At 63.3% G+C, this 21,769-nt stretch carries 22 protein-coding genes and 1 tRNA gene; 12 read left to right on the top strand and 11 right to left on the bottom strand.

The annotated features are described in order from the left end of the window. Positions 1-9: 9 nt before the first annotated feature. The 3 genes from DT069_RS13425 to DT069_RS13435 are packed head-to-tail and all read right to left on the bottom strand — an operon-like array spanning position 10 to position 3,363. A complete protein-coding gene (locus DT069_RS13425) occupies positions 10-1,392 on the bottom strand; it encodes a TRAP transporter large permease (protein ID WP_119460828.1) in 1,383 nt (460 codons plus the stop codon). Further along, on the bottom strand, positions 1,385-1,954 hold the full coding sequence (locus DT069_RS13430; RefSeq protein ID WP_162913183.1) for a TRAP transporter small permease subunit: 570 nt from the start codon (positions 1,952-1,954) through the stop codon (positions 1,385-1,387). Before DT069_RS13430 ends, DT069_RS13425 begins: the two co-directional genes overlap by 8 nt. Next, the gene (locus tag DT069_RS13435) at positions 1,909-3,363 is read right to left on the bottom strand and encodes an amidase (RefSeq protein WP_162913184.1); all 1,455 of its coding nucleotides are present in this window, start codon (positions 3,361-3,363) and stop codon (positions 1,909-1,911) included. Before DT069_RS13435 ends, DT069_RS13430 begins: the two co-directional genes overlap by 46 nt. Before the next feature lie 397 nt (positions 3,364-3,760). Between DT069_RS13435 and DT069_RS13440 the strand changes: the two genes are divergently transcribed. Further along, positions 3,761-4,270 (top strand): MarR family winged helix-turn-helix transcriptional regulator, encoded by a 510-nt coding sequence (locus DT069_RS13440; RefSeq protein ID WP_425450222.1) that lies wholly within the window; start codon positions 3,761-3,763, stop codon positions 4,268-4,270. A 206-nt stretch (positions 4,271-4,476) separates the two neighbouring features. Here the strand turns inward: DT069_RS13440 and DT069_RS13445 are convergent, their stop codons facing one another. After that, a complete protein-coding gene (locus tag DT069_RS13445; RefSeq protein ID WP_425450223.1) occupies positions 4,477-4,995 on the bottom strand; it encodes an aromatic-ring-hydroxylating dioxygenase subunit beta in 519 nt (172 codons plus the stop codon). A 23-nt stretch (positions 4,996-5,018) separates the two neighbouring features. After that, complete coding sequence (locus DT069_RS13450) at positions 5,019-7,982, bottom strand: FAD-dependent oxidoreductase (RefSeq protein ID WP_119460832.1); 2,964 nt, start codon at positions 7,980-7,982, stop codon at positions 5,019-5,021. Positions 7,983-8,304: 322 nt separating this feature from the next. Here DT069_RS13450 and DT069_RS13455 point away from each other — a divergent pair, with 322 nt between their 5' ends. Genes DT069_RS13455 through DT069_RS13465 form a run of 3 tightly spaced genes read left to right on the top strand, consistent with a single transcriptional unit; the run spans position 8,305 to position 10,525 of the window. Continuing rightward, positions 8,305-8,673, top strand: a complete 369-nt coding sequence (locus DT069_RS13455) for a putative quinol monooxygenase (RefSeq protein WP_119460833.1) — start codon at positions 8,305-8,307, stop codon at positions 8,671-8,673. Positions 8,674-8,696: 23 nt separating this feature from the next. Further along, complete coding sequence (gene maiA / locus DT069_RS13460) at positions 8,697-9,335, top strand: maleylacetoacetate isomerase (RefSeq protein WP_119460834.1); 639 nt, start codon at positions 8,697-8,699, stop codon at positions 9,333-9,335. A gap of 2 nt (positions 9,336-9,337) precedes the next feature. Beyond that, on the top strand, positions 9,338-10,525 hold the full coding sequence (locus DT069_RS13465; RefSeq protein WP_119460835.1) for an amidase: 1,188 nt from the start codon (positions 9,338-9,340) through the stop codon (positions 10,523-10,525). Between the two features lie 281 nt (positions 10,526-10,806). Here the strand turns inward: DT069_RS13465 and DT069_RS13475 are convergent, their stop codons facing one another. Continuing rightward, positions 10,807-11,046, bottom strand: a complete 240-nt coding sequence (locus DT069_RS13475) for a hypothetical protein (RefSeq protein WP_119460836.1) — start codon at positions 11,044-11,046, stop codon at positions 10,807-10,809. 78 nt (positions 11,047-11,124) lie between these two features. After that, positions 11,125-11,508, bottom strand: coding sequence for an oxalurate catabolism protein HpxZ (hpxZ, locus tag DT069_RS13480; RefSeq protein ID WP_119460837.1), 384 nt, complete (start codon positions 11,506-11,508; stop codon positions 11,125-11,127). A gap of 478 nt (positions 11,509-11,986) precedes the next feature. Between hpxZ and DT069_RS13485 the strand changes: the two genes are divergently transcribed. From DT069_RS13485 to DT069_RS13495, 3 genes are all read left to right on the top strand, one after another. Beyond that, on the top strand, positions 11,987-12,985 hold the full coding sequence (locus DT069_RS13485) for a TRAP transporter substrate-binding protein (RefSeq protein ID WP_425450224.1): 999 nt from the start codon (positions 11,987-11,989) through the stop codon (positions 12,983-12,985). A 93-nt stretch (positions 12,986-13,078) separates the two neighbouring features. After that, positions 13,079-13,585, top strand: a complete 507-nt coding sequence (locus DT069_RS13490) for a TRAP transporter small permease (RefSeq protein ID WP_119460839.1) — start codon at positions 13,079-13,081, stop codon at positions 13,583-13,585. 19 nt (positions 13,586-13,604) lie between these two features. Then, positions 13,605-14,888, top strand: coding sequence for a TRAP transporter large permease (locus DT069_RS13495; protein ID WP_119460840.1), 1,284 nt, complete (start codon positions 13,605-13,607; stop codon positions 14,886-14,888). A gap of 77 nt (positions 14,889-14,965) precedes the next feature. Here the strand turns inward: DT069_RS13495 and DT069_RS13500 are convergent, their stop codons facing one another. The 3 genes from DT069_RS13500 to DT069_RS13510 all read right to left on the bottom strand — a co-directional run bounded on the left by DT069_RS13500 (position 14,966) and on the right by DT069_RS13510 (position 16,449). After that, positions 14,966-15,445, bottom strand: coding sequence for a cache domain-containing protein (locus DT069_RS13500; protein WP_162913185.1), 480 nt, complete (start codon positions 15,443-15,445; stop codon positions 14,966-14,968). Between the two features lie 452 nt (positions 15,446-15,897). Further along, a tRNA-Ser gene (locus DT069_RS13505) sits at positions 15,898-15,987 on the bottom strand. 30 nt (positions 15,988-16,017) lie between these two features. Further along, complete coding sequence (locus DT069_RS13510) at positions 16,018-16,449, bottom strand: winged helix-turn-helix transcriptional regulator (RefSeq protein WP_425450225.1); 432 nt, start codon at positions 16,447-16,449, stop codon at positions 16,018-16,020. 133 nt (positions 16,450-16,582) lie between these two features. On the opposite strand from DT069_RS13510, the gene gstA reads away from it, so the two are divergent. From gstA to DT069_RS13530, 4 genes are all read left to right on the top strand, one after another. Further along, positions 16,583-17,188, top strand: coding sequence for a glutathione transferase GstA (gstA, locus tag DT069_RS13515; RefSeq protein WP_119461024.1), 606 nt, complete (start codon positions 16,583-16,585; stop codon positions 17,186-17,188). Between the two features lie 64 nt (positions 17,189-17,252). After that, positions 17,253-17,885 (top strand): glutathione S-transferase family protein, encoded by a 633-nt coding sequence (locus tag DT069_RS13520; RefSeq protein ID WP_119460842.1) that lies wholly within the window; start codon positions 17,253-17,255, stop codon positions 17,883-17,885. A gap of 170 nt (positions 17,886-18,055) precedes the next feature. Next, positions 18,056-18,361 carry a hypothetical protein gene (locus DT069_RS13525; RefSeq protein ID WP_119460843.1) on the top strand — a complete coding sequence of 102 codons (306 nt, stop codon included), beginning with the start codon at positions 18,056-18,058 and terminating at the stop codon, positions 18,359-18,361. After that, positions 18,361-18,915 (top strand): DUF3280 domain-containing protein, encoded by a 555-nt coding sequence (locus DT069_RS13530; protein WP_162913186.1) that lies wholly within the window; start codon positions 18,361-18,363, stop codon positions 18,913-18,915. Before DT069_RS13525 ends, DT069_RS13530 begins: the two co-directional genes overlap by 1 nt. Before the next feature lie 167 nt (positions 18,916-19,082). On the opposite strand, the gene lepA is transcribed toward DT069_RS13530, so the two are convergent. Next, positions 19,083-20,885, bottom strand: coding sequence for a translation elongation factor 4 (gene lepA, locus DT069_RS13535; RefSeq protein WP_119461025.1), 1,803 nt, complete (start codon positions 20,883-20,885; stop codon positions 19,083-19,085). 271 nt (positions 20,886-21,156) lie between these two features. Here lepA and DT069_RS13540 point away from each other — a divergent pair, with 271 nt between their 5' ends. Further along, the gene (locus DT069_RS13540) at positions 21,157-21,750 is read left to right on the top strand and encodes a P-loop nucleotide/nucleoside kinase family protein (protein WP_119460845.1); all 594 of its coding nucleotides are present in this window, start codon (positions 21,157-21,159) and stop codon (positions 21,748-21,750) included. The last annotated feature ends 19 nt before the right edge of the window (positions 21,751-21,769 follow it).

A 21,769-nucleotide genomic window follows, 5' to 3' on the forward strand; every position in this document is an offset into this window, starting at 1 on the left:
TCCCAGACGTCAGAAAAGAATGCTCGGCAGCCACGTCACCAACTGAGGGAATGTGCCAATCAGCACCACTGCCATCAGTTGGATGACGATGAACGGACTGACCCCGCGATAGATCGTCGTCACGCCGAGTTGCGGGGCCACGCCCTGAAGAAAGAAGATCGCGAAGCCGAACGGCGGCGTGAGATAGCTCGTCTGGAGGACAATGCCCATTGCCACGCCGAGCCAGAGCGGGTCCGCGCCCATCATGATCAGCACGGGCGCGAAGATCGGCACCACGATGAAGATGATCTCGAAGGTATCGATGAGGAACCCGAGGAAGAACATCACCGCAAGCACGAACGCGGTCGCCGCGATGACGCCGCCCGGGATATCGCTGATCAGGGAGGTCACGACCTCCTCGCCGCCGAGGCCGCGGAACACAAGTGAGAAAATCGTCGCGCCGATGAGGATCGCGAAGATCATGGTGCTGATCATGAGCGAGGACCGGGATACCTCGCGGAGAATGGAGAGCGTGAAGCTTCCGCGTAGCGCGGCCAGCACGCAGGCACCAAGCGCCCCCATGGCCGCCGACTCGGTCGCCGTCGCGATGCCGGTGAGAATCGATCCCAGGACGATGATGATCAGGGCAAGCGGCGGCACCATCGCCTTGAGAATCCGCGACGGCAGGGTGCGCCGCTCCTCGTCCGTCATGATGAGCGGGGGGCAGGCTTTTGGATCCATCAGCGCCTTGATGGCCATCCACGCCATATAAAGCAGGACCAGGATAAGGCCGGGCATCAGCGCGGCGGCGAAGAGATCCGTGACCGTGACCATGTTGGCGTCGAAGCGGCCGAGTCGCAGGTTCGCCTGGGTGTTGGCGTTCTGCAGCATGATACCGAGCAGGATCAGCACCGTGGAGGGCGGGATGAGCTGGGCGAGAGTCCCGGAGGCGCAGATCACGCCACTTGCGAGCGATTTGGAATAGTTGGCCCGCATCATCGCCGGCAGGCTGATCAGCCCCATGGTCACCACGGTCGCACCGACGATCCCGGTGGATGCCGCCAGCAGCGCACCCACCATGATGACCGACAGGCCGAGGCCGCCATGCATGCGGCCGAAGAGCTGCCCCATGGTGATCAGAAGATCCTCTGCGATCTTCGAACGTTCCAGGACGATGCCCATAAAGATGAAGAGCGGCACCGCCACAAGCGTCTCATCGACCATGATCGAGACGATCCGCCCGGCGACCGAGGACAGGATCACCCAATCGAAGACGCCGACCCACCAGCCGATGGCGGCGAAGATCACCGCCACGCCGGCCAGCGAGAAGGCGACCGGGAAACCCAGAAGGAGGCCAGCCAAGGCTCCGGCAAACATGAGAAGCGAGAGAGCCTCGCCGAACGACTCAAGCATCGGAATCGCCTCTCCGTCCGGCAAGCGTCGCCACGCCGCCGAGGACGAGCGACAGGCCTTGCAAAGCCATGACCACGCAGAACAGGAGCAGGCAGCTCTTGAGGAGATACATGAAGGGAAGGCCGTCCATCGTCGGCGAGGCTTCGAGCCTATTCCACGAGCGCGTGACCACGGGAAGGCTGGTCCAGGTGATGACCGCCATGGCCGGCCAGAGGAACAGGCAGACGCCCACGATGTTCACGACGGCGCGGGCGCGTGCGGACAGCCGGCCATAGAAGAGGTCGACGCGCACATGCTTGTCGTGGAGCAGCACATAGCCGGCGCCGACCGTGAAGACCATGCCGTGCAGCCAGATGAAGCTCTCGGTGAGCCAGGGAAGGCCGATCCCGAAGGCATAGCGCAGGACGACCACGGATGCCGCGACAAGCACGATGATCGGCATGAGCCAGGTAAGGCTGCGACCGACCGCCTCGTTGAGGCCATCGATCCCTCGCGCGATGGTGCGCAGCGACCACATCACGCTTTCGTCCGCGACGGCAAGGACGGACGCTGTCTGCCCCACGGACAGGCAGCCTCATAGAGCGCGGCAGCGCGCAGAAGCGCGGCGTCGGCATACCAGCGCCCGGCCAGTTGCACGCCGAGAGGCAGCCCGTCCTCGGTGAACCCGGCCGGAAGGCTTACGGCCGGATGACCGGACAGATCGAAGGCATTGAGATAGGGCGTCCATTCCCGGCGCATGTCTCCCACGACCTCTCCCTCGATCTCGATCGGATCGAGGACCGGATGATCGGCCCGCAGGGGCGGTGCGCTCGCGACGGGCGTCAGGACGAAATCGTGACTGTCGAACCAGGACTGCGTCTTCCGGAACAGTTCGGTCCGCTTGTAGAGGGCGCGCTGCAGTTCGAGCCCGCTATAACTCCCACCCTCCCGGATGCCGGCGGCGAAGCTGCTGTCGATCTTCGCCTCGATCTCGTCGATCCGATCGAAGAAGCGCGCCGCCCAGTTCGACTGCTGCAGGATGCGCCAGGTCGGCTCGGCATTCTCGACGGGCGACTCGTCCACCTCCACCTCGGCACCGAGGTCGCGGAACGCGTCGGCCGCCGCCAACAGCTGGGCCTCTACGGCACGATGCAGGCGTTTGTTGCCCATGAGCGGCTTGCACAGGATCCGCAAACCACGAAGATCGCCGCCCTCCTCGACAGACTGTGCCGCCGACATCTGCGGCGCCCTCAGCGAGTGCGGATCGCTGGAATGCGCACCGGCCACGACGTCGAGCATGAGGGCGACGTCACGAACCTCCCGCGCCATCAGGCCGAGATGGATGAAGTTGGCGAAGCCTTCGGGAATCTGGTTGTGCGGCACGAGCCCCAGCGTCGGCTTCAGCCCGACCACGTTGGTGCAGGCAGCCGGCAGTCGTGTGGAGGCGCCCGCATCGGTCGCCAGCGCCAACGGCACGAGCCCCGCCGCGAGCGCGACGCCCGAACCCGCGCTGGATCCGCCGCAGGTACGATCGGGATGCCAGGGGTTCCGCGTCAGTCCGGTGAGCGGCGAAGACCCCATCATGGAGTGGGCGAACTCGGTCGTCGTGGTCTTGCCCAGCACGATGGCGCCCGCCTGCTTCAGCCGCGTGACCGCGACGGTGTCGGCCGGCGCGATCGCGTCGGCCATGAGCCGCGAGCCCCAGGCCGTCCGGACGCCGGCCACATTGAGAATGTCCTTGACCGCGAGGGGAATGCCATGAAGCGGGCCGAGAGACTTCCCTTCGCGAGCGGCGGCATCGGCGGCATCGGCAGCCTGAAGCGCATCGTCCGCGCAAAGGGTCGCGAAGGCGTTCAAGCTGTCCTGCGTGGACCGGATGCGCTCCAGAAGGGTTTCGACGACCGTTCGCGCCGAAAGCTCCCCCCGACTCAGCCGCTTGGACGCCTCATGGGCGCTCAGATAGCCGACCGAGTCTCCTGACAGAAACGTCACCTGTCTCTCCCTGCGGCTGCTTTCGCGCAACAGCCCTTATCTTTGCCGTCGGCATGGGAGATTTCTTCCGCGCCCGATGCGCCGCGGCAACCCCCATCGGCGATTCCATTTAGGAGGTATACCGATCTTTTTCCGCCCTCATTGTCAATGAAAAAATGTCGGTATACTGATGATAATTGCGCGATGCAGCGGAAGATTTATTATCAAACATTCCGCACCAGATGGCCGCGGCCCTAAAATTTCTATTATATATCAGTTCATTATGTGAGTGTTGCCGATTCAGAAGATCATCCAGCGCCACCATGCCGTTATGACAATTTTCCGCAGATTCCTTGACGGCGAATCCTGCGAGTTCTACTGGTAATCAAATAGATGGTGGACACCGATGGAGAGCCGCGTGCCGAAGAAAAAGAAAGCCGAGTCACAGACGATTGCGCCCCACAGCCTCGTCGATCGTCTGCCGCTTTGGGCGCGGCCGGGATTCCTCATTCGGCGCGTGCATCAGATTCATTACGCCCTTTTCTTCGAGGAGTGCGCCGATTTCGGAATTACGCCGGTGCAATATGGCCTCCTGACGACTCTCTCGCTCACCCCCGACCTCGATCAGAATTCGCTCGGCCAAGAGCTTGGAATCGACCGTACCAATGTGGCCGACGTGCTGCATCGCCTGAGCAGGCGGGGGCTTCTGGAGCGCCGTCGCAGCGAGACCGATCGCCGAATGGTGCTTGCGCGACTGACGCCGGAGGGCGAGCGGATCACCAAGGAGATGTACGCCGCCATGCAGCGGGCGCAGGAGCGGCTCTTGGAACCGCTGCGCCCGGAGGAGCGGGGCGCCTTCATCACCATGCTGATTCGCCTGATCGACGCCAACAACCATCTGGGCCGGACGACCTTTCGCCCGAGCTGAGCGGCGACCGTGCCCCTCCTCGCTCTCCGATCCTGAGCCGGAACCGTTCATGAGCGGGCTTGGAAGAGCCTCCATTTTGTCATTACCGGGCTTGACCCGGCAATCCAGGGACGCTGGCGCCGATCATGCCTTGCGGCCCCTGGATGCCCGGAGCAAGTCCGGGCATGACATGAAATGAAACCTCCAAACAAAATTGCAGCCTCGCCTCAAATCGGCAGCACGAGCGATGTCGGCACCATGAGATTGTCATAGACGCAGTGCCGCTGCTTCAGGCGCAGCGCGCCGTCCACGCGCACGAAGCGATCGATATAGCGGCCCGTCTGATGGATATGCGCTTCCGGATTGTCGAGCAGCGTCTCCAGGACGAGGTAGTTGGCCGTGGCGTGAATCGTCCCGCCATCCTTGACCGGCTCGACCAGCAGGTTGGTGATGTAATGTCGCAGATAGCGCGGCGCGAACATGGCCGTCTCCCGGATCGCCAGAGCGCGATCCTCCATCATGCCCTTGCCTTCGCAGTAGATCAGGCCGACGGGAAGGTTCGCGTCATAGTTCTCGCGCGCCGTCACGACGTAGGTCGCGTCGTCGGTGAAGAAGGCCGGCCACTGGCGGAGGTCGCCATCGTCGAGCACGCGGGCGTACTCGGCATTGAATGCCTCCAGCTCAAGGCGAAGGAACAAGCCGTCGACGCCGACCGCGGGCGCCGGAAACTTTTGAGCCGTCATCATGAACCCCTCCCGTTTCCTCGCCGTCAGAGTCCGAGCTCCTGACGCCAATGCTTGTACATCGCCCGGATCGCCGCTTCGGAAATCAACGTATCGGACGATCCGGCCTCGGTGTCGGGATCAAGGGCGACGAGATGGCGTCCCTCCGGACAGCGCAGCATGCCGTCCTGAACGAACTTCATGGCCTCGTTGTCCTCGAGCCCGAGGAAACCGGCCGGCCCCATGAGGTTGCCTTGCCGCAGGCGGTGCCGGATCATCTCGTCGCTGTCGCCCTCGAAGCCGAACATGGTCCAGTTCATGACGAAGCTATTCGGACCCTGCGGCACGATCTGGCGCACACCGAGCGTGTTCAGCTCGCGCTGAACGATGAGGTTCGGCCAGATGGTCTGCATCGTCACCGACCACGGTGAGTCGAACTCCTCGACATAGTCGATGAGGCGCGGCTCCTTGAGCGTCATTCCCTCCCGGTAGGCGCGCATCTCCTTGCGCCTGTCGGCGTCCACGCCGCCCCCTTCGCTCTTGGCCGAGGCCATGACGCCGTGCCGCCCCGTCGCGTCGCACATCATGGCCGACTTGTTTCCGGCGACGAGCAGCCCGAAGGTCACGAGGAAGGTATGCAGCAGCGTCGCGTGATAAGGGTCCTTCAGGTTCTCGTGATAGAGCTTCCAATTGCCCGGTACCGTGTTGCGGTAATAGCCGAGCACCTTGAGCTTGCGCCCGTCGAAGGTGGCGTCGAACTCGCGCAGGATGTCCGGACCGAGATAGTTTTCGAGCGGCTCCATATCCTCGGCATAGGACGCGAAGACGACGCCGCGACGCGTCGTCACGGTCAGCTTGCGGAGTCCGTGGTCGGCGGTGCTGAAATCCTTCGGCATGCCGCCCTTGTTGTCGACGCCGCGCCGAAACGGCACACCGACCAGATTGCCGCGAAGGTCATAGGACCATTGATGATAGGGGCAGACGAACTCCTTCGCATTGCCCCGCAGCGATCGGCAGAACTCCGCGGCGCGATGGGCGCAGCGATTCTCGAAGACGTGAATAGACCCGTCTTCGGCTCGCGTGACGACGATCGGGGTCGGCCCGAGAAAGGACCGTGTAAAGTCGCCCGAATTGGGAATTTCGGCTTCCAGCGCCACATAGTTCCAGGTGCGCCCATGGAAGATCCGCTCCACCTCCCGGCGGTAGATCTCCTCGTCCGTGTAGACCCAGTCCGGCACGCGGACGAGGCCCTCCTCCGGCCAGACATAAGCCTGTGAAGGAGAGCGACCGTCGCTCCGCGAGTCGGCCGGCTGCTGCAAGCTGATCATGGTTTCGTCTCCTCGGCCTTTCGGCTCCAAGTCCATCGGTTCCGAATCCATCCTGGGCGCCGCATGCGTGGGAGCGGTCGACGTCGCCCCAGATTGGGTCCGGCGTTCGGCAAGCCGTACGGGATCGACCGACGCGCCGCTTTCGATGAGCCGCCGCCCCAGGCGGATCGCCTCCGGATCATCGAAGGCGATGACGCCCGTCAGCCGGCTTTCACTCATGAAGAAGAGTGCGGAAGATCCGCCGAGATCGCTGCGGCACGCGACCAGGTCCGTGAGTTGCGGCAGGCCGATCATCTGCAGGTTCGCGCCGAACTGATCCGACCAGAACCAGGGCGTCCCGCGATAGGGCGCCAGATGGCCGGCCATGCTCCGCGCGGCGGCGATCGCCTGCTCCTGCGCGTTGTGCCATGATTCGAGGCGCAGTCTCCGCCCCCTTACAAGATAGGGATAGACGGCGACGTCGCCGGCGGCGAACACGTCCGGCGCGGAGGTCTGTCCGTACTCGTCGACGAGAATGCCGTCGGCTGCGGCAATCCCCGCCTCGACGGCCAGCTCCTGGTTCGGAATCACGCCGATGCCGATCACCACGATATCCGCCTCGAGGCGTCGGCCATCCGCGAGGCGCACCACCTCGACGGCGGCTGTTCCCTCCAGGGCGGTCACCCTTGCGCCGGTCAGGAGTCGAACGCCGGCCTCGGCGGCGCGTTCGGCAATGGCGTCGCCGGCCGCCGCCGGGAGAATCCGATTGAGAATTCGCGCTTCCTGCTCGACCACGGTGACGGCACAGCCGAGATCGCACGCGCTGGAGGCGACCTCCAGCCCGATGAAGCCGCCGCCGATCACCACGAGGCGGGCTCCCGAGCGGAGCGCATTTCGTAGCCCCAGGCCATCCGCCTGCGTGCGCAAATAGTGAACGCCAGGCAGATCCGCGCCAGGCACCGCTAGGCGGCGGGCCCGAGCGCCCGTGGCGACGAGAAGCTTGCCGTAGGGAAGTATAGAGCCGTCGGACAGCGCAACGACATGCGCCGTCGTGTCGATCCGTGCGGCGCGGGTCGAAAGACGCAGCACGATATCGAGCTCGCGCCACCGCGGCTCCGCCAGAAGCGCGCAGCTCTCCACCCCCGCCTTTCCCGTCAGTATCTCCTTCGATAGCGGCGGTCGCTCATAGGGCGGCACGGGCTCCTCTCCCACCAGGACCACCTCGCCGGCGAAGCCTGCGGCCCGAAGCGCCTCGGCCGCCCGCCCGCCCGCCTGGCCCGCGCCGAGGATGACGAACCGCTCGCCGCCGGCGTCGCTCGATCGCCGAGCATGATCGGCGCTTGCCGCCGCGGCGGGCGAGGCCACGTCGGCCACCGAAACATCGCTGGAGACGGGCGCATCGAGAGACACGAAGATGACACCACCCTCAACCCGAACGGCGTAGGTGCGTATTCCTTCGCTGACAGGCGCACAAAGGGCCTTGCCCGTCCGAACGTCGAATCGCCCCTGATGGAGCGGACATTCGATGCAGCCATCCTCCAGATAGCCGTCCGACAGGAGGGCGAACTGATGGGTGCAAACGTTGTGCGTGGCGTAGACACTTCCGTCGAGTCGATAAAGGGCGACCGGCGTGCCGTCGATGTCCACCGCGATGACGCCGCCCTCTTCGACGGCTTCGGCCATGGCGGCGCGATGCCACTTCATTGCGGGTTTCCTCCCCTTAAACGATTTCATCAGTATACATCGGACTTTTTCACCGCACAACAGCGACCGGGCGACCGACTCTCGCGCGGCATTAATGAGCAGCAGACGTTTGAAGCGCTGGCGACCAACGTTTGCCTAGACATTCAACAAAAAGCTGGCTGCGGCATCGGCTGCGGAACGGAGCATTGCCACGCCGAATTAATCAGTATACCGTCCCATTCTCATTCGCGATGGCCCGCTCGAATTCGGGCCGAGGAAACCAACCCTATCGAAAGCGCGCCGGACTTGCGGCGCCGCTTCAGCACAAGGATGGAGAGCTTTGATGGTCATGGTGCCCTTAGCCGAGAAGGGAAATTTTCTTCATATCTACGAGTTTCGGGTGAAGCCCGGACATGAGGAGGAGTTCATCAGGCTGTTCGACGAGTTCGACTATTCGGACGGCAACCCGATGCACAAGTCGGCTGCGCAGGTGAAGGACGGCGTGCTCTGCCGGGACACGGCGGACCCGACCCGGTTCTACCTTCTCGGCGAGTGGGCCGATATCAAGGAACATGCCCGGATTCGCAAGATCCTGGCCGAAGAGATCAAGCCGGCGTTCGTCCAGCATATCGAGGGCGGCGGCGCCGCCTTCGTGCCGCGATATGCGGAGGTGGTTTCCAGCACACCGGAGCATATCCTCAACAAGGCTTGAGACCACTTCCGGGTGGAGGAGTCATGGAACTCTATACGTTCTTCCGGTCGTCGACGTCCTATCGCGTCAGGATTGCCCTGGCCTATAAAGGGCTGGCCTACGACCCGCGCTTCGTCAGCCTGCCGAAGATGGAGCACAAGCGGGACGACTATCTCGCCGTCAACCCTCAGGGCCTGGTTCCGGCGCTGGTGGACGGCGGCCACGTGCTCTCCCAGTCGCTGGCGATCATCGAGTATCTCGATGAGGTCTATCCGGCGCCGCCGCTGCTGCCCGAGGATCCCTTCGACCGCGCCTATGTGCGGTCGCTCTCCCAGATCGTCGGCTGCGAAATTCACCCCCTGAACAATGTTCGGGTGCTCAAATATCTGCAGGGGCGCTGGAGCTTCAGCGACGCCGATCGTGACGAATGGTATCGGCACTGGATCGCCGAGGGCCTTGCCAGCCTCGAGCGCTCCTTGCTCCGAGAGCAACGGCACGGCGCCTTTTGCCTGGGCGAGGAGGTGACGATGGCCGATGTCTGCCTGGTGCCGCAGATCTTCAATGCGCGGCGGTTCGATTGTCCGCTGGAGGATTACCCGACGGTCATGCGCATCTTCGAACGCTGCATGACGCTGGACGCCTTCACCGCGCCGCGGCCGAACAGCCAGCCGGACGCCGTTTGAGCATGGCGGTGCCCGGAGCGGTATTCGACCGACAGACCCTAGGCGCGTTATGCCCACATGGCGACATCGTCCTGGAGCCCCTTGCGCAGGGACCGCTCAGCGGCCTCGCCTTCGCGGCCAAGGACAATCTCGACATCGCGGGCCATATCACGGGCGCGGGTAGCCCGGACTGGCTCCGGACGCACCCGCCGGCCGAACGAACGGCACCCTCCATCGTGGCCTTGCTCGCCGCAGGCGCCCGCCTGACCGGCAAGACCGTGATGGATGAGATCGCCTGGAGCCTGACGGGCGAGAACGCGCATTACGGGACGCCGCTGAACCCGAGAAACCCTGACCGAATCCCCGGAGGATCGTCGAGCGGCTCGGCCTCCGCCGTCGCGGCCGGCGTGGTCGACTTCGCGCTGGGCAGCGACACGAGCGGATCCGTCCGGATACCGGCCGCCTATTGCGGTATCCACGGCATCCGAACGACGCATGGCCGGCTTCCACTCGACGGCGGTGTGCCGCTCTCACCATCCTTCGACTGTCTCGGCTGGTTCGCACGCGACGCCGACCTGCTGCGTCGGGTCGGGGAGGTCTATTTCGGGCCGATCGCCGCGACGCCCGCCAAGCCGCGTTTTCTCCTGGCACGCGACGCCTTCGCGCTCGTCGAGGAGCCGGTCCGCGATGCGCTTGGCCGGACGGTCTCGGGCCTCGCTCCCGTCCGCGAAATCACGATATTCGATGGGCGCGAGGAGGATTGGCTCGAAACCGTCCGTGTCCTCCAGACACGCGAAGTATGGCTCGCTCACGGCGACTGGGTGAAGGAGAGTCGACCGACATTCGGCCCGGGTGTCCGCGAACGCTTCGCCGCCGCCCGCGCCTTGGCCCAGGAGGACATATCGAAGCCCCTCGCCTTCCGGCAGGATGTGGCGCGGCGCCTGAACGACCTTCTCGGCGACGACGTTCTGCTCGTTCCGGGCGTTGCGGTGGGAGCTCCGCGTCGCGGCAGCGCCGGCCCGGTGCTGGATGCCTATCGCAGAGCGACCCTCATGATCACCTGCATCGCCGGGCTCGGTGGCCTGCCGCAGATCACCCTGCCCTGCGGAATGGCCGATGGCAGCGCGATTGGCCTCGGCCTGATCGGCGCGCGTGGATCGGACGAGCGCCTGCTTGCCCTCGCCTGCAATATGAATATTCCGGCGGTGTGACGCGACATTGCCAACATCCTGCAAATGGCGGCCTTGCGGCACGCGTCGAAAGGGATGCGCGGAGCAGGCCCCTCAGGCCGCGTATGACCGCATAGAGCTCGGCCTTGCGCTCGAAGCCGATTCCGGGCGCGTCCGGCAGCGCGACATAGTCGCCCTCGACGGGGCAGTCGTCGGCAAAGCCGTTGAACGGCCGGAAGACGTCCGGATAGGACTCGTTGCCGCCGAGCCCGAGCCCGGCCGCGCAGCCCTGCGCCGGATGAGAACCTTCGGCGTTTCGACAGCTAGGCGGCGCGTATCCGATTCAGGAAGTCCCGCACTTCACGTCGCATGGTCTCGGCCTTCTCCTGCATGGCGGCCGAGGTCGCCGACAGCGATTTAGCTGCGTTGTCGGTGCCGTTGACCGACCTGGTAACCGCATCGATCGCATGGGTAATCGACTGAGTCTCCTGCGACGTCACATCGGTGTTGCGGCTGATTTCGCTGGTTGCCGCGCTCTGCTGCTCAATGGCCGCCGCGATCACCGTGGTGGTCTCTTGCAGATCGCCGTTGCGGCTGCATCGCCCTGCTGCTCGGATCGTCGCCGCTGGCCATGATGCGAATCAGCCAGCCGCGGTCAAGGAGACATGCGCGCTGACGATCCGCCACCCGTCCTCGGTTCGGATCCAGGTCTGGCTCTGGCGGCCGGGCGTCTTCTGGCCGTCGCGGTGAAAGAGAGTGTTCACCGTCCCGAAGTCGCGCCCGAAGGTAGTGATCACGGTATCGCTGAGGACTCGCTGCAGGCCAGCCGGAGAGCGGGCCTTGCGGAAGGCGGCGATCGCGTCATAGCCATAAAGGTTCTCCGAGGCGCCGAAACGGATCGTCAGCGGGCTGCGCCAGAATAGGGCGTCGAGCTCGGAGATGTTGTTGGTCACGAGCGCCCGCTCATAGCGCTGAAACACCGCCGTGAGTTCGGCGATGATCTCGGGAATGTTGACCTCGTGCATGATGCTCCTTCCGCTCACCAACGCTGTGCCACGCTTTGTCGTTTGTAAAAAGCATCTACTTTCTGCTTCGGTCAACGCCGAGGCTGGTTCTGCGACGAGCTCCGGCGTCGCGATGTTCAGCTATTCCGCCAGAGTTGCCACCGCGCTTAAGAGCTCTGTTGCTGCGGGCCCCTGATGGAATCTGAAGGTCGATGCCCCATCACGTTAGCTCTCTGGAGCTCTCTGACGCGTACGCTCTTACAACTTTGATGCTCCGTCGGGCACTTTCATGCCCAATATTGAAAGCATCGCCGACCGATTGGGCGGAATGTGCTGCGAGTGATTTGTAGTTTTGGTTAATGTGACAATTGCAACGGGGCTCAATTCTCTCTTGGCCGCTTGTGTATTAAGTAAGAAGATGATTACGTACTCATAACGTCGGGCGCATGAAACGCTCTGCGGGCTGCCGGCGGCAATGACCTGAAAGGGGGAGAATAAAGTGCAACGCAGGAATTTAGTCTCAGCGATCGCTCTCGCAACGTCCATGCTCGTCTGTGGGAATGTCGCTGCCCAAACGATACTCAAGTTCCATCATGATCTGCCCGAGAACAGCGCCCAGCACGTGGCGGCGGAGAAGTTCCGCGACCTCGTGGCCGAACGCACGCACGGCAAGATCGAGGTCAGGATCTTCCCGAACAACTCGCTGGCGGACGACGTTCAGGCTGCACAGCAGATGCAGTTCGGCGCGATCGAGGGTGGCATCATCCCCACCGCCAAGCTGTCGAACTTCCAGCCGGCCATGCAGTTGCCGGACCTACCGTTCATTTTCCCCTCGCCGCAGGTGGCGCACGCGTTCCTCGACAGTGAGGTAGGCGATGAGCTGCTGGCCACGCTCGACGAGATCGGGCTGAAGGGCGTGACCTTCTGGGAGAGCGGCTTCAAGCAGTTCACCTGCAACAATGCGGTCGAGACGCCGGCCGATTTCGACGGGCGCAAGGTGCGCGTCATGGAAAGCCCCATCATCATCGCGCAATTCCGCTCGATGGGCTCGACGCCGGTACCAATCGCGTTCTCCGAGACATACACCGCCCTGCAGCAGGGTGTCGTCGACTGCCAGGAGAATCCGCTCGTTTCCATCGTGAACATGAAGTTCCACGAGGTTCAGTCGCATGTCGTGATCTCGAACCACGCTTATCTCGGCTACGCCTTGGTTTTCAGTAAAAAGTGGTTCGAGGGGCTTGATGAGGAGACGCAGAACATCCTCGTGGAAACGGCGCGTGAGGTGACCGACTTTCAGCGTGAGGAGACCGCGCGCCGCGAGGCAGGCTACATCGAGACCATCAAGAACAGTTCGGCTGAACTCAGCGAATTGCCCAATGAAAGCCGCGGGGCTTTTGAGAAAGAGACCCGTCCGGTCCACGAGGCGTTCCGCGACCAGATCGGCACCGATCTTCTCGACAAAGCCTATCAGAAGATCCGCGAGCTTCGCGGCTCGTGAGGCAAGCGCCTATTGCTTGAAGGAGGGCGCGGGCGGGCTGGCAGAAGATCGCCCGCGCGCCTCCGGAGCAGGCGGATTTCACCAGTGGGACATATGATGCTCGATCGATTGGACCGGGGACTTTCCTGGGCCGAGGACGCATTCATCTCAACGTTGCTAATCACGGCTTCGGCGATTCTGTTCGTGAATGTCGTTGCCCGGTATGTCTTCAACACCGGCTTCGTCTGGGCCGAGGAGTTCGTCCGCTACGAGATCGTCTGGCTCGTCTTCGTCGGCGGCAGTGTGGCAGCCCGCAGGGGCATCCACATCGGCGTCGAGGCGGTCGTCCATTTCCTGCCGCCAACCGCCCGACGGCTTGCAGCGGTCGCCGTTCTGGCGCTGTGCGTCGCCTTCTGCATCGTGCTGATGATCTATGGCGGCGAACTAGCCGCGCAGACGCGCATGTTCGGTCAGCGGACCTCCGCGATGCAGGCGCCATTCTGGATCGTCCAACTCGCGATCCCGGTCGGCGCTGCTCTGATGGCGCTGCGGTTTTCCCAGCGTCTCTACCTCGAGGCGACTGGTGTTCACCGCCGCGCCGAGATGGAAATGATCAACTGATTCCGCGGCAGCGCCATCCATGACGACGATCTTCTTCTCTCTCCTCGGTATCCTTTTGGCCAGTAGCGCGCCGCTCTTCATTGCGCTCGCCGGCACAGTCGTGATCATCATCTGGCTCGACGGCATGATGCCGATGGCGATCGTCATCGAGCGGATGTTCTCTGGTATCGATTCGTTCGCGCTGATGGCAATTCCGTTCTTTGTTTTGACCGGTAATGTTATGGGCGTTGGTGGCCTGTCGCGGCGCATTATCAGGTTCGCCGACCTCATCGTTGGACGATTGACCGGCGGCCTCGGCATTACAGCGGTCAGCTCCAGCATGTTCTTCGGAGCAATCTCAGGGTCGAGCCCGGCTACCGTGGTCGCCGTCGGCGGCATCCTCTATCCGGCCCTAAAGACGGCGGGTTATCGGCCGCCCTTTTCCATCGGACTCATTATTGCCTCCGGCTCGCTCGGCATCATCATTCCCCCCAGCATCGTAATGATCGTCTATGCCGCGGTAACGGGCGTGTCGGTCGGTGCGCTGTTCATGGCGGGGATCGGCGCCGGCCTCGTCTATGGCCTCGTCTTTATCCTTTACGCCGTCTTCCATGCTTGGCGCCACGACGTGCCGCGCAGCCCTGCTCCGTCGTGGGCGGAGATCTGGGAGGGCCTCAAGGACGCGTCCTGGGGGCTCGGCGTGCCGATCGTCATTCTGGGCGGCATCTATGGCGGTGTCTTCACGCCTACGGAGGCCGCAGCCGTCTCAGTGATCTACGCGCTATTCGTTTCGGCGGTAATCTACCGCGAGAAGACGATCGCTGAACTGTTCGCTGCGGTTCGCGACTCCGCAGCCACCACGGCACAGATCATGATCATTCTCGCCGCCGCAGCAGTCCTTGCCTGGTATCTTACCTCGACGGGACTCGCGGTTGCGATCGCTGACGGCATCCTGTCGCTGAGCCAAAATCCGATTCACCTGTTCATGCTGATCAACGTGACGGTGCTGATCGTCGGCATGTTCCTCGATGCCGCGTCGATCATGGTCATTCTCGGCCCGCTTCTTTACAAGGTCGGCCTTCAGGTTGGTATCGATCCGATCCACCTTGGTGTGGTGCTCACGGTCAACGGCGCAATCGGCATGTTCACGCCTCCCTTTGGGCTCAATCTGTTCGTGGCGAGCAGTCTGGGCGACGTGACCTATGAACAGGCGGTACGCGGAGCGCTGCCCTTCATTGCGCTCGCCATTCTTGCGCTCGCGGTGGTGACCTACGTGCCCGAGATCAGCATGCAGCTGCCGCGCACGCTCTACCCCGGGATCTGAGCCGTGGCCTTCGGCGCGGTGTGCCCGCTGAAGGCGCCGGCGGGAGTCCGCCCTAAGACGGACGCCCGCCGACATATCTAGCCCTTGTAGTAGCCGGAGCCGCACACGATCCGGTCGCCGACCTTGACCACATAGGCGGCCTTCTGTTCGACCTTTTTGGTGGTGGGATTCGGCCACTTGAACTCCACCCAGCCGGAGCCTTGCTCCATGCCTGTCTTGATGAGCGCGGCTGTGCTCGCGAACCCGTCGGGATCCTTTATGCTCATCAGGTTCTTACCAAGGAGCGCCGCGTTGCCGCCATGCGCCTGTGTCGTGCCATCGGGAGTAAAGCAGAACATATAGAGTTCGCCATCGATAAAGCCGCCATCGGGCCGGCTGAAATCCGCGAACGCTTGCTTTTGGCCGACGGCCTCGATGTGCGCTACCGCCTTCTCGACGAAGGCCTTGGTTTCTTCGGCCGTCTTGGCGAACGCCGACGAGGTGCCGCAGATCAGTAAGGCCGTGAGTGCGCTAGCGAAGGCCGTCTTTAACGTGATGGCCCGAGAAGCAGTGGTCATGCTCGATCTCCTTGAATCCCTAAACGATTTCATGCGCAGAAACGTTGTGGCGTCTCAACCGCTCGCAAAATGTAGTTTCTGACCGTTAATAAAAATTCTATGCCACAGTCGCGACTCTGGAAATTGATAATACGCTGAATACTTATTTAGCATTTATTGTTAACAGAACGATTTCATAATCTATGAATCTATACATGCGCAGCCCGAGCAATTAGATTGCTGGGGGTTTCCGCACTTGCTGTCGTGGATGGAGTGTCAACGGCAGTCGGATTTAAGGCCGGCGTGGCGGCGCAAAAACAAGCGTTGGAGCCGCGAGACGGCGATCTGCAAATAGCGCAGCAGCGTCTCTGCCGACCGGAGGCAAAGCCGCACCCGGGCAGAGGTCCCGGAAACACCGCAGGAATTTCCGGCTCCGACAAAAATATTGTCGATCTGATTAGATATTTAGAAGCTGGCGGAGGGGGCGGGATTCGAACCCGCGATACGTTTTACCGTATGCACGCTTTCCAAGCGTGTGCCTTAAGCCACTCGGCCACCCCTCCGGAAGGTACCGCGCGTAGCGAGGCCGCAACCTAGCCGAGGCCTCGCGACGATGCAAGATGGGGCTCGGCTAGCGTTCCCGCAGGCGCCGGCTCTTCATCGGACTCGGCCGGCACGCAGACATAATCCGCCGGGACGGCGCCGTCCGCGCGCTGCCAGCGCAACGCCACCGCGTTCAACTGATCGAGCACCGCGCGCAGTTCCTGGCCCCGTGGCGCGAGGCCGTATGTCACCTTCGGCGGAATCGTCGGCTCATACTGCCGGTAGATTACCCCGGCCTCCTCCAGCGTGCGCAACCGCTCGGTCAGCACCTTGGCCGAAATTCCCGGGACCCGGCGCTTCAGCGCGCCGAAGCGGGTCGGCCCCTCGCTCGCCAGCACCCACAGGATATAGGTCGTCCACGGCCCCATCAGCAGGCGCAGCAGCGAGTCCATGGGGCAGCCGATCGGGCTCTTGGGCAGCATCGCGCACTCTCTCTCGGTTAAGGTAGTTACTATATAGTACCTACTTTACATACTCAACTGGTTTCAATAAGTGATCGACATGGCGGCCACTTACTGCCCCGTCTTTGCAGCAACAGCCCAGGAGATGATGACGATGCAGCTCTATTATTCCCCAGGCGCCTGCTCGCTTTCGCCGCACATCATATTGCGGGAAGCGGGCCTGGCGTTCGATCTCGAGCAGGTTGACCTCAAGGCCAAGAAGACGAACAGCGGCGCCGACTACACCCAGGTGAACCCGAAGGGCTATGTTCCCACGCTTCGGCTCGATGACGGGCGGATCCTGACGGAAGGTCCGGTGATCGTGCAGTATCTTGCCGATCAGAAGCCGGAGTCCGGCCTCGCCCCGGCCGCCGGAACGATGGAGCGCTATCGCCTCCAGGAGTGGCTCGCCTTCATCAGCACCGAACTGCACAAGACTTTCAGCCCGCTCTTCAAGCCGGACACTCCGGAGGAGAGCAAGAAGATCGCGAAGGACAATATCGCCAACCGGCTCGACTATCTCGACCGGCATCTCGCCGGCAAGCAGTACCTCACCGGCGACCGGTTCACGGTGGCCGACGCCTACGCCTTCACGGTCGTGAACTGGTCGAAGCCGATGCAGATCGACCTTTCCCGATGGCCGAACCTGACGGCCTACATGGAACGGGTGGCGGCGCGGCCGAAGGTCCAGGAAGCGCTGAAGGCGGAAGGCCTCGTCTGATAACCGCCCCATAGCCCACCCCACCACACCCTCACATCACGACCGACGGACGAGGAGCATTTTCGTGATCGATTTCTACACCAGCGCCACCCCGAACGGACGCAAGGTCGCCATCATGCTTGAGGAGACGGCGCTGCCCTACAGGGTGCATCGCATCGACCTTGGCGCCGGCGACCAGCACCGGCCCGGCTTCCTCAAGCTCAATTCCAACAATAAGATCCCGGTGATCCACGACCCGGACACCGGCGTGACCTTGGCCGAGTCCAGCGCGATCCTGATCTATCTTGCGGAGAAGACCGGCCAGTTCCAGCCGGAATCTCTGCAAGACCGGTACGAGACGCTGCAATGGGTGATGTTCCAGATGGCTTCGGTCGGGCCGATGATGGGACAGCTCTGGTGGTTCCGCCGTTCCGCGCCCGAGGAGATCCCGCTCGCGATCGACCGCTATGAGGCCGAAACCAAGCGGATCTTCAGTGTGCTGGACGGCCGGCTGGCGGGCCGCTCCGGCATCGCCGGCGACTACGGCATCGCCGACATCGCGACCTGGCCCTGGATCGACGCCCACCGGCCGCTCGGCATCGACATCGCGGCCTATCCGAACCTCGCCCGGTGGTACGCGGCGGTCGGCGCCCGGCCGGCGGTCCAGCGGGGCATGGCCGTTCCCGCCGCCGACGCGCCTCGCGCCTTCCCAGCATAAAGCGCAATAGCTCCAACTCCCCCGGCCCCATCACGATCCTGAGAGCGCCCGCCGAGAACAGTTGTACTTCGGCGGGCGCTTGCTATCGTGCCGACAGGTTGCGGCTAGAGTGCGATTCACCGATCACATCGCTTCGATGTAACCGGATCAGTCCCTAGGAGGGTTTCGCGTTGATCGTCCTGCGCATTCTCGGCTGGGTGCTCGTCGCCGCCGCGCTGTTCCTGGTGGGACGCGAGGCGCTGGTCTGGCAGGAAACCGGCGACTGGGCTGTGATTCCCACCGGCCAGCTCTGGTTCGAGCTCCATCGCGAGAGCCTGCTGCTGCTGCAGCCGGTGATCGAGCGCTATATCTGGCCGCCGCTCTGGGATCCCGGCATCACGACGATCCTGCAATGGCCTGCCTGGGCGGCGGTCGGCGGGCTGGGCCTGATCCTGCTGCTGATCGGGTCGGTCCGACCCAGGCGGCGACGCGCCTGATGTTGGTGAATCTCACGCAATCGATGCTACGCCTTGCCGCGGCGGCCGGCCTGTGGCTCTTCGCTGTTGGAGCGGCTCACGGCGCCGTTCCGGAGCCGATCGCTATTTTCGACGTGGAGCTCTGGGACACGACCGGAGAAGGTCACGAAGCAGCCTATGCCGAGCGCCTGCAAGCCTTATCGCGGCTGGCTCGCGACCGGTTCCGGGAAAGCCAACAGTATCGCGTGGTGGATGTCACTCCCGTCTCCCCCAGCATCGAGCGGAACCGTCCTCTCTTCCGCTGTGGCGGCTGTCAGCTGGCGATCGCCAAACAGGCCGGAGCCGGTCTCGCTCTGAATGTCATCGTCCGGCGGATGAGCACGCTGGTTCAGGAGATCAGCGTCATTCTGGCTGATGTCCGAAGCGACGAAATCGTCGCCTCGCACAGCGTTTCGATCCGGAATGACAGCTTGGAGGCCTGGCAGCGCGGCCTTCTTTATATCCTGGACAACCGGCTGCTTCCCGAAACCGCAGCGCGGCATGATGGCGACGGAAGCGCGATCGTAGAGCCCTAAAAGTGCTTCGGGATTACCCTTGGAATTTATCATCCTTGTCATGCCCGGACTTGATCCGGGCGTCTAGGAGTCGCAAGGCGCGATCGGAGCCGGCGTCCCTGGATTGTCGGGTCAAGCCCGGCAATGACAATGAAGGATTCAGGCTCCAGACCTATCCGTAATCAGCATTAGCTGTCGCTCATCTTGAGCGCGGCGAGGAAGGCCGACTGCGGAATTTCGACATTGCCGTACTGGCGCATCCGCTTCTTGCCCTCCTTCTGCTTCTCGAGGAGCTTGCGCTTGCGGGTGATGTCGCCGCCATAGCATTTCGCGGTCACGTCCTTGCGCAGCGCGCTCACCGTCTCGCGCGCAATCACCTTGCCGCCGATCGCCGCCTGGATCGCGATCTTGAAGAGCTGGCGCGGAATCAGGTCCTTGAGCCGGGCGCAGAGCGCGCGGCCGCGGGTTTCGGCCTGGCTGCGGTGGACGATGCAGGCGAGCGCGTCGACCGGCTCGGCATTGACCAGGATAGACAGCTTCACGAGGTCGCCTTCCTCATAGCCGTCGACCTGATAGTCGAAGCTGGCATAGCCCCGGCTCACCGACTTCAGCCGGTCGTAGAAATCGAACACGACCTCATTGAGCGGCAGGCGATAGACCAGCATCGCGCGGTTGCCGGCATAGGTCAGGTCCTGCTGCACGCCGCGCCGGTCCTCGCACAGCTTCAGGATCGGGCCGAGATAGGTGTCGGGCACCAGGATCGTCGCCTTGATCCACGGCTCCTCGATGAAGTCGATCTTCACCGGTTCCGGCATGTCCGCCGGGTTGTGCAGATCGAGGATCTCGCCGCTCGTCATATGCACCTTGTAGACGACGCTGGGCGCGGTCGTGATCAGATCGAGACCGAACTCGCGCTCGAGCCGCTCCTGAATGATCTCGAGATGGAGCAAGCCCAGGAAGCCGCAGCGGAACCCGAAGCCGAGCGCGGCGGAGGTTTCCGGCTCGTACTGGAAGCTGGCATCGTTGAGACGCAGCTTCGCCAGGCTCTCGCGGAGCTGTTCAAAATCGGCCGCGTCGATCGGAAAAAGGCCGCAGAACACAACCGGCACGCTCGGCTTGAACCCCGGCAGCGCCGCCGCTGCCGGCCGGCGCTCCTCGGTGATCGTGTCGCCGACTTGGCAGTCCGCGACGGTCTTGATCCCGGCCGTCAGGAAGCCGATCGAGCCGGGGCCAAGCTCGTCCACCAGCACGCCCTTCGGCGTCAGGATACCGACGCGCTCAGCCGGATGCACGGCGCCGGTCGACATCATCCGGATCTTCATGCCGGTCTTCAGTCGGCCGTCCTTCACCCGGACCAGGATCACGACGCCGAGATAGGGGTCGTACCAGCTGTCGATCAGCAGCGCCTTCAAGGGCGCCGCCGCGTCGCCCTCCGGCGGCGGCAGGCGCGTGACCAAGGCCTCCAGCACCGCGTCGATGCCGAGGCCGGTCTTGGCCGAAATCGCGATCGCGTTCGAGGCATCGAGGCCGATCACCTCCTCGATCTCCGCCTTGACCTTCTCCGGCTCCGCAGCCGGCAGGTCGATCTTGTTCAGGACCGGGACGATCTCGTGGTTGTTGTCGATCGCCTGGTAAACGTTCGCCAGCGTCTGCGCCTCGACCCCTTGGCTGGCATCGACCACCAGGAGCGAGCCCTCGCAGGCGGCGAGGCTGCGGTTCACCTCATAGGCGAAATCGACATGGCCCGGCGTGTCGATCAGGTTCAGCTCATAGGTCTCGCCGTCCTGTGCCTTGTAGGTCAGACGAACGGTCTGGGCCTTGATGGTGATCCCGCGCTCGCGCTCGATCGCCATGGAGTCGAGCACCTGGCTCTTCATCTCGCGGTCGGTCAGCCCGCCGCAGAGATGGATCAGCCGGTCGGCCAGAGTCGATTTGCCGTGGTCGATATGGGCGATGATCGAGAAATTGCGGATATGCTTGAGGTCGGTCATGTGCCAGCGCCAGAGCCAGATTGCGGCAGGAAGATAAGGATGCCGCGGGCGCAACGCAACGACCGTCAGCGTTCCCGCCGCCGGGCATGACGAAAAGGCCTAAAAAGGCGCCGCAAGGGGGTTTATCCAGAATAGAGCGGATGATCGAATGACGGGTCGAGAGGCGCCGATTTCCGCCATTCTGCAGGACCGTCTTTCTGGAGGTCACTTCGGGATGTGAGCCCGCAGCCGGGCTCGGCGATGCGCCACACGAAACGAAAGGGATCGAAATATGAGCATGGTCATCAATCCGAGGGGCACCAGCGGCGCAGGCAAGACGGAGTTCGTCCGCCGGATCATGGCGATCTACGGATGGAATAGGGGCGGTCATATGGAGCCGATCTACCGCGAGGGTCGCAAGCGGCCGATATGCTATCGGTTTCGCCACCCGCTTGGCGGCCGCCCGCTCGTCGTGCTCGGGCATTACGAGGTGACCTGCGGCGGCTGCGACACCATCGGCGCCATGGACGAGGTGTTCCAGCTCGCAGGCGACTATGCCTCCAGCGGCCACGACGTACTCTTCGAAGGCCTGCGGGTTAGCCATGAGTATCAACGATCGGCCGCGTTGGCGAAGGCGCACAGGCTGCATGTCCTGCACCTCGAAACGCCGCTCGACCAGTGTATCCGGAACGTGATAAGGCGACGGCGCGCCGGCAGCGCCAAGCGGCCGCTCATATCGAAGAACACGGCGGCGAAGCATGAGGACGTCGGGGATGCCTGCGATCGGCTACGGTGGTGCGCCAACGTCGATGCCGTCAGCTTCGACGACGCGCTCCTCCGGGCGCAGGACCTGCTTGAGCTCGGGCAGCGCAAGGCGGCGGCGTGATACGCCGCCGCGCCTCAAG

The organism is Virgifigura deserti (assembly GCA_003576685.1).
Classification (GTDB): Bacteria; Pseudomonadota; Alphaproteobacteria; order Dongiales; family Dongiaceae; genus Virgifigura; species Virgifigura deserti.

Excerpts from the sequence above, each read along its gene's own strand:
- DT069_RS13510 (WP_425450225.1), bottom strand. The coding sequence starts at position 16,449 with ATGCTGCCCAAGAGCCCGATCGGCTGCCCCATGGACTCGCTGCTGCGC.
- DT069_RS13445 (WP_425450223.1), bottom strand. The coding sequence starts at position 4,995 with ATGATGACGGCTCAAAAGTTTCCGGCGCCCGCGGTCGGCGTCGACGGC.
- lepA (WP_119461025.1), bottom strand. The coding sequence starts at position 20,885 with ATGACCGACCTCAAGCATATCCGCAATTTCTCGATCATCGCCCATATC.
- DT069_RS13450 (WP_119460832.1), bottom strand. The coding sequence starts at position 7,982 with ATGAAGTGGCATCGCGCCGCCATGGCCGAAGCCGTCGAAGAGGGCGGC.
- DT069_RS13530 (WP_162913186.1), top strand. The coding sequence starts at position 18,361 with ATGTTGGTGAATCTCACGCAATCGATGCTACGCCTTGCCGCGGCGGCC.
- DT069_RS13425 (WP_119460828.1), bottom strand. The coding sequence starts at position 1,392 with ATGCTTGAGTCGTTCGGCGAGGCTCTCTCGCTTCTCATGTTTGCCGGA.
- DT069_RS13540 (WP_119460845.1), top strand. The coding sequence starts at position 21,157 with ATGAGCATGGTCATCAATCCGAGGGGCACCAGCGGCGCAGGCAAGACG.
- gstA (WP_119461024.1), top strand. The coding sequence starts at position 16,583 with ATGCAGCTCTATTATTCCCCAGGCGCCTGCTCGCTTTCGCCGCACATC.
- hpxZ (WP_119460837.1), bottom strand. The coding sequence starts at position 11,508 with ATGCACGAGGTCAACATTCCCGAGATCATCGCCGAACTCACGGCGGTG.
- DT069_RS13490 (WP_119460839.1), top strand. The coding sequence starts at position 13,079 with ATGATGCTCGATCGATTGGACCGGGGACTTTCCTGGGCCGAGGACGCA.
- DT069_RS13455 (WP_119460833.1), top strand. The coding sequence starts at position 8,305 with ATGGTCATGGTGCCCTTAGCCGAGAAGGGAAATTTTCTTCATATCTAC.
- DT069_RS13465 (WP_119460835.1), top strand. The coding sequence starts at position 9,338 with ATGGCGGTGCCCGGAGCGGTATTCGACCGACAGACCCTAGGCGCGTTA.
- DT069_RS13495 (WP_119460840.1), top strand. The coding sequence starts at position 13,605 with ATGACGACGATCTTCTTCTCTCTCCTCGGTATCCTTTTGGCCAGTAGC.
- maiA (WP_119460834.1), top strand. The coding sequence starts at position 8,697 with ATGGAACTCTATACGTTCTTCCGGTCGTCGACGTCCTATCGCGTCAGG.
- DT069_RS13500 (WP_162913185.1), bottom strand. The coding sequence starts at position 15,445 with ATGACCACTGCTTCTCGGGCCATCACGTTAAAGACGGCCTTCGCTAGC.